General features: G+C 68.0%; 4 protein-coding genes. All 4 read right to left on the reverse strand.

Going from position 1 to position 4,650, the window contains the following annotated elements; genetic code table 11:
- Positions 1–171 precede the first annotated feature (171 nt).
- Complete coding sequence (locus ACTHJJ_RS07755) at positions 172–1,131, reverse strand: ABC transporter permease (protein ID WP_440302363.1); 960 nt, start codon at positions 1,129–1,131, stop codon at positions 172–174.
- 1 nt (position 1,132) lies between these two features.
- The gene (locus ACTHJJ_RS07760) at positions 1,133–2,311 is read right to left on the reverse strand and encodes an ABC transporter ATP-binding protein (protein WP_440302364.1); all 1,179 of its coding nucleotides are present in this window, start codon (positions 2,309–2,311) and stop codon (positions 1,133–1,135) included.
- A gap of 1 nt (position 2,312) precedes the next feature.
- Positions 2,313–3,551 carry a polyamine ABC transporter substrate-binding protein gene (locus tag ACTHJJ_RS07765; protein WP_440302365.1) on the reverse strand — a complete coding sequence of 413 codons (1,239 nt, stop codon included), beginning with the start codon at positions 3,549–3,551 and terminating at the stop codon, positions 2,313–2,315.
- A gap of 31 nt (positions 3,552–3,582) precedes the next feature.
- Positions 3,583–4,650 (reverse strand): aldehyde dehydrogenase family protein (locus ACTHJJ_RS07770; RefSeq protein WP_440302366.1); only part of this gene is annotated, 1,068 nt, incomplete at its 5' end.

The following is a 4,650-nucleotide window of genomic DNA, read 5'->3' on the forward strand; positions in this document are numbered from 1 at the left end:
GGGTTGGTCCAGGCGTCGAACGAGAACCGGGTCCACTGGATGTTGAACCGGCCGTTCGGCTTGTTGAACGAGTAGACCGCGACGATCAGGTTCGGCAGCAGCAGGATCGCCATGGTGAGGAGCGCGGCGGCGGTGAGCAGATGACGGCGCACGAAGGCCAGTGGTGACATGTCAGACCAGCTCCTCGGTGCCGGCGCGCCGGACGTAGATCATGACGAGGACGAGGATGAACACGAGCAGGACGAACGACAGCGCCGAGGCCAGCGGATAGTCGAGGACCCGGAGGAACTGGGCGTCGATGACCTGACCGATCATCACGGTGTTCGTGTTGCCGAGCAGCCGCGAGTTGATGAAGTCGCCCGAGGCCGGGATGAACGTCAGCAGCGTGCCCGAGACGACGCCGGGCAGGGACAGCGGCCACGTGACGTGCCGGAAGGTCTGTCTCGGCGTGGCATAGAGGTCCCCGGCGGCCTCGAGCAGCCGGCCGTCGATCCGGTCGAGCGAGGTGTAGAGCGGCAGGATCATGAAGGGCAGGAAGTTGTAGGTCAGGCCCCAGACCACCGCGAACGGCGAATAGAGGATCTCGCCGTTGGGTGACGCACCGATCCAGTGCAGCACCGTGCCGAGCCAGTCGAAGAGGAAGCCAAGGTTGTACTTGCCGATGCCGATCGTGTGCAGGATCGTCGTCAGCGTCCCGCCCTCACTCGACAGGAACGTCTGCCACGCCATGGTGCGGATGAGGAAGCTCGTGAAGAACGGCGCGATGACGAGGACGAGGAGGATGTTCTTCATCCGGCCGCGCCTGGCGGCGATGAAGTAGGCCAACGGGTAGCCGAGCAGCAGCGCGAGAACCGTCGCGATCCCCGCATAGACGAGCGACCGCACCAGCTGCGGCCAGTAGGCCTGCAGCGCCTCCGCGAAGATGCCGATGTTGCCGGTGAAGACGTAGCCCTCGTCGACGTTGCCCTCCTGCATGGAGAGCGACGCCGTGGTGACCATCGGCGCGATGTAGAAGACGACGAGCCAGAGCAGCCCGGGCAGCAGGAGCAGCGGGACGACCCAGTTCCGGCGACGGCGCCGGGCCTTCCGCTTGACCGCGCGGGTGCCGACGCTGGCGGCGATCTCCGCCATGTCAGCTCACCAGCTCCTCGCCGCTGTCGGCGCCGGCATCGGCGTCCTGAGACGCGTCGAGCGCGAAGCCGTGCTCGGCGGCCCAGGAGAGCGTGACGTTCTCGCCGAGCGCCGCGCGGGCCGTGCCGTCGTTCTGCTGCACGACGGTCAGCTCCCGGCCCCACGGCAGGCTGACGATGTACTGCGTCGCGACGCCGGTGAAGGACACGTCGCTGACGGTCCCCCGCAGGCGGTTCGGGCCGCCCGACTCGCCGAGGCGAAGCTTCTCCGGGCGGACGCCGAGGAAGATCTCGGTCACTCCGTCGGGCAGGTGGTCGCGGGAGACCTCGAGGTCGGTGTCGTGCGAGCGCACGGTCACGACGTCGCCCGTGGCCGAGCCGGGGACCACCGTCGCGCGCAGCAGGTTGGACTGGCCGAGGAAGTTCGCGACGAACGTCGACGCGGGCCGCTCGTAGAGCGTGGCCGGGTCGCCGAGCTGCTCGATCCGCCCGGCGTTCATGACCGCGATGGTGTCGGCCATGGTCATGGCCTCCTCCTGGTCGTGGGTCACGTGGATGAAGGTGAGGCCCACCTCGGACTGGATCCGCTTGAGCTCGATCTGCATCTGGCGCCGCAGCTTGAGGTCGAGGGCGCCGAGGGGCTCGTCGAGCAGCAGCACGTCGGGGCGGTTGACGATGGCGCGAGCGAGGGCGACACGTTGCTGCATACCGCCCGAGAGCTGGGCGGGCCGCTTGGCGCCCACCGACTCGAGCTGCACGAGCTCGAGCGCCTCGTCCGCCTTGCGCATCGCGTCCTTGTCACGCTTGCGCCTGAGGCCGAAGGCGACGTTGTCGCGCACGGTCATGTGCGGGAACAGCGCGTAGGACTGGAACACGGTGTTGACGTTGCGCTGGTAGGGCTTCGTGCCGGTGATGTCCCGGTCGCCGATGAGGATGCGTCCCTCCGTCGGCTGCTCGAGCCCGGCGATCATCCGCAGCGTCGTCGTCTTGCCGCAGCCGGACGGGCCGAGCAGCGCGAAGAAGGAGCCGGCCGGCACGACGAGGTCCATCGGCTGGACGGCGGTGAAGGTGTCGAACTCCTTGCTGATGCCGACGAGGCGCAGGTCGCCGATGTCGGCCTGGCGGCCGTCGGACCGCGGCGCCGTCTTCGACTGCTGGGTCACGGGATCGGTGGTCGCCATGTCAGCCCGCCGTCAGCTCGGAGAAGGCCTGGCTGAACTTCGTCTCCTCCGCCGCCGTGAGCCCGCGGAACACGTGGGCACTGGCGAGCGTCTTCTCGTCGGGGACGATGAGGGGGTTCTTGGCCACTTCCGGGTCCTCCTTGGCCAGGATCGCCTTGGTGCCTCGGCACGGTGAGATGTAGTTGACGTAGTCGACCACCTTCGCCATCACCTCCGGCTCGTAGTAGTAGTTGATGAGCATCTCGGCGTTCTTCTTGTGCCTGGCCATCGCCGGGATGATGAAGTTGTCGGACCAGATCGGGAACCCGGTCTTGGGCAGGGCATAGCCGAGCGTGGGGTTGTCTGCCTGCAGCTGCACGACGTCACCGGTCCAGGCGAAGCAGGCGGCGGTGTCACCGGAGCTGAGTGGCTTGCCGTACTCGTTGCCGGTGAAGCCCTTGATCTGGCCGGCGTCCTTGGCCTTCTTGATCTCGTCGATGGCTGCCATGAAGTCGGCCTCGGTGAAGTCCTCGAGCTTCTTGCCCATCGCCATGAGGACGAGCCCCACGGTGTCGCGCATCTCGGTCAGCAGCGTCACCTTGCCCTTGAGTGCCGGGTCGGTCAGGAGCTGGTCGACCGACTCGACCTTCTTGCCGCCGGTTGCCTTGGGGTTGTAGGCGATCCCCGTGAATCCCGACTGCCATGGCACGGAGTAGAGCCGGCCCGGGTCGAACTCCACCGTGATGAGGGTGTCCTCGATGTTCGCGTGGTTCGGGAAGTTCTCGAGGTCGATCTTCTGGACGAAGCCCTGTCGGATCATCCGGGCGGCCATCCAGTCCGTGCTGCACCACAGGTCGCGCCCGGTGTCCTTGCCTGCGGCCAGGAGGGGCCGGACCTTGGCATAGAACTCGTCGTTGTCGTTGTAGTCCTCGGTGTAGTTGACCGTGATCCCGGTCCGCTTCTTGAACTCGTCGAGCGACGGCCGCTGCTGGGTCTTGTCGTCGACGTCGATGTACTCGGGCCAGTTGCTCCAGTTGACGACCTTCTCGTTGGCCGACAGGTCCGGTGCAGCACTGGCGACTGGCGCGGCCCCGCCGCCCGGGCCGGCGGCCGTGGTCCCGCCGGGGTTGCGGCCCTTGACGCCGCACCCGGCGAGCGCGGCCATACCGAGCCCACCGAGGCCGAGCACCACTCCGCGTCGGCTCACGGTGCCCCGGGCGAGCGCGGCCCGGAAGGCGAGGTTGTCGTATCTGTCCGTCATAGGTCCTCCTGGCCGGTCAGCCGTGGTGGGGTCAGGAGTCGATGTTGGCCATCACGTGCTTGATGCGCGTGTAGTCCTCGAAGCCGTACATCGACAGGTCCTTGCCGTAGCCGCTGTGCTTGAAGCCGCCGTGCGGCATCTCGGCGACGACCGGGATGTGGGTGTTGATCCAGACGCAGCCGAAGTCGAGGCGCTTGCTCATCCGCATCGCCTTGCCGAAGTCCGTCGTCCAGACGCTCGAGGCGAGCCCGTAGCGCACCCCGTTGGCCCAGGCGAGCGCCTCAGCCTCGTCGCTGAACTGCTGCACGGTGATGACCGGGCCGAAGATCTCGTTCTGGATCTGCTCGTCGTCCTGGCGCAGCCCGCTGAGCACGGTCGGCTCGAAGAAGAAGCCCTCGCCGAGCCCCGTCATCCGGCTGCCGCCGGCCGCCACGTTCGCGTGGTCGGGGAGCCGGTCGAGCATGCCGCTGACGTGCGCGACCTGGTTCGGGTTGTTGACCGGGCCCAGCAGCGCGTCCGGGTCGTCCGGCAGGCCGACCTTGACCGAGCGCTTCGCATAGTCGGCCAGGGCCGCGACGAAGTCGTCGTGGATCCGCGGTCCGGCGAGCACCCGCGTCGCCGCGGTGCAGTCCTGGCCGGCGTTGAAGTAGCCAGCGGTGGCGATGCCCTCGACAGCGGCCTCGAGGTCCGCGTCGTCGAAGACGATGACCGGTGCCTTCCCGCCGAGCTCGAGGTGGACGCGCTTGACGTCCTGGGCGGCGCTCGCGGCGACCTGCATGCCGGCGCGGACGGAGCCGGTGACGGCGACGAGCGCAGGGGTGGGGTGCTCGACGACCATCCGGCCGGTCTCCCGGTCACCGGTCACGACGTTGAAGGTGCCCTCGGGCAGGAACTCCGAGGCGATCTCGGCGAGGAGCAGCGTCGTCTCGGGCGTCGTGTCGGAGGGCTTGAGGACGATCGTGTTGCCGGCCGCGAGCGCGGGGGCGATCTTCCACATCGCCATCATCATCGGGTAGTTCCACGGGGTGACCTGCCCGACGACGCCGATCGGCTCGCGGCGGATCCACGAGGTGTGGCCCGTCATGTACTCGCCGGCGGC

It is taken from the genome of Intrasporangium sp. (assembly GCF_051961875.1).
In the GTDB taxonomy this organism is placed as follows: Bacteria; Actinomycetota; Actinomycetes; order Actinomycetales; family Dermatophilaceae; genus Intrasporangium_A.

Coding starts and splice junctions, on each gene's coding strand:
- ACTHJJ_RS07755 (WP_440302363.1), bottom strand. CDS start 1,131: ATGGCGGAGATCGCCGCCAGCGTCGGCACCCGCGCGGTCAAGCGGAAG.
- ACTHJJ_RS07760 (WP_440302364.1), bottom strand. CDS start 2,311: ATGGCGACCACCGATCCCGTGACCCAGCAGTCGAAGACGGCGCCGCGG.
- ACTHJJ_RS07765 (WP_440302365.1), bottom strand. CDS start 3,551: ATGACGGACAGATACGACAACCTCGCCTTCCGGGCCGCGCTCGCCCGG.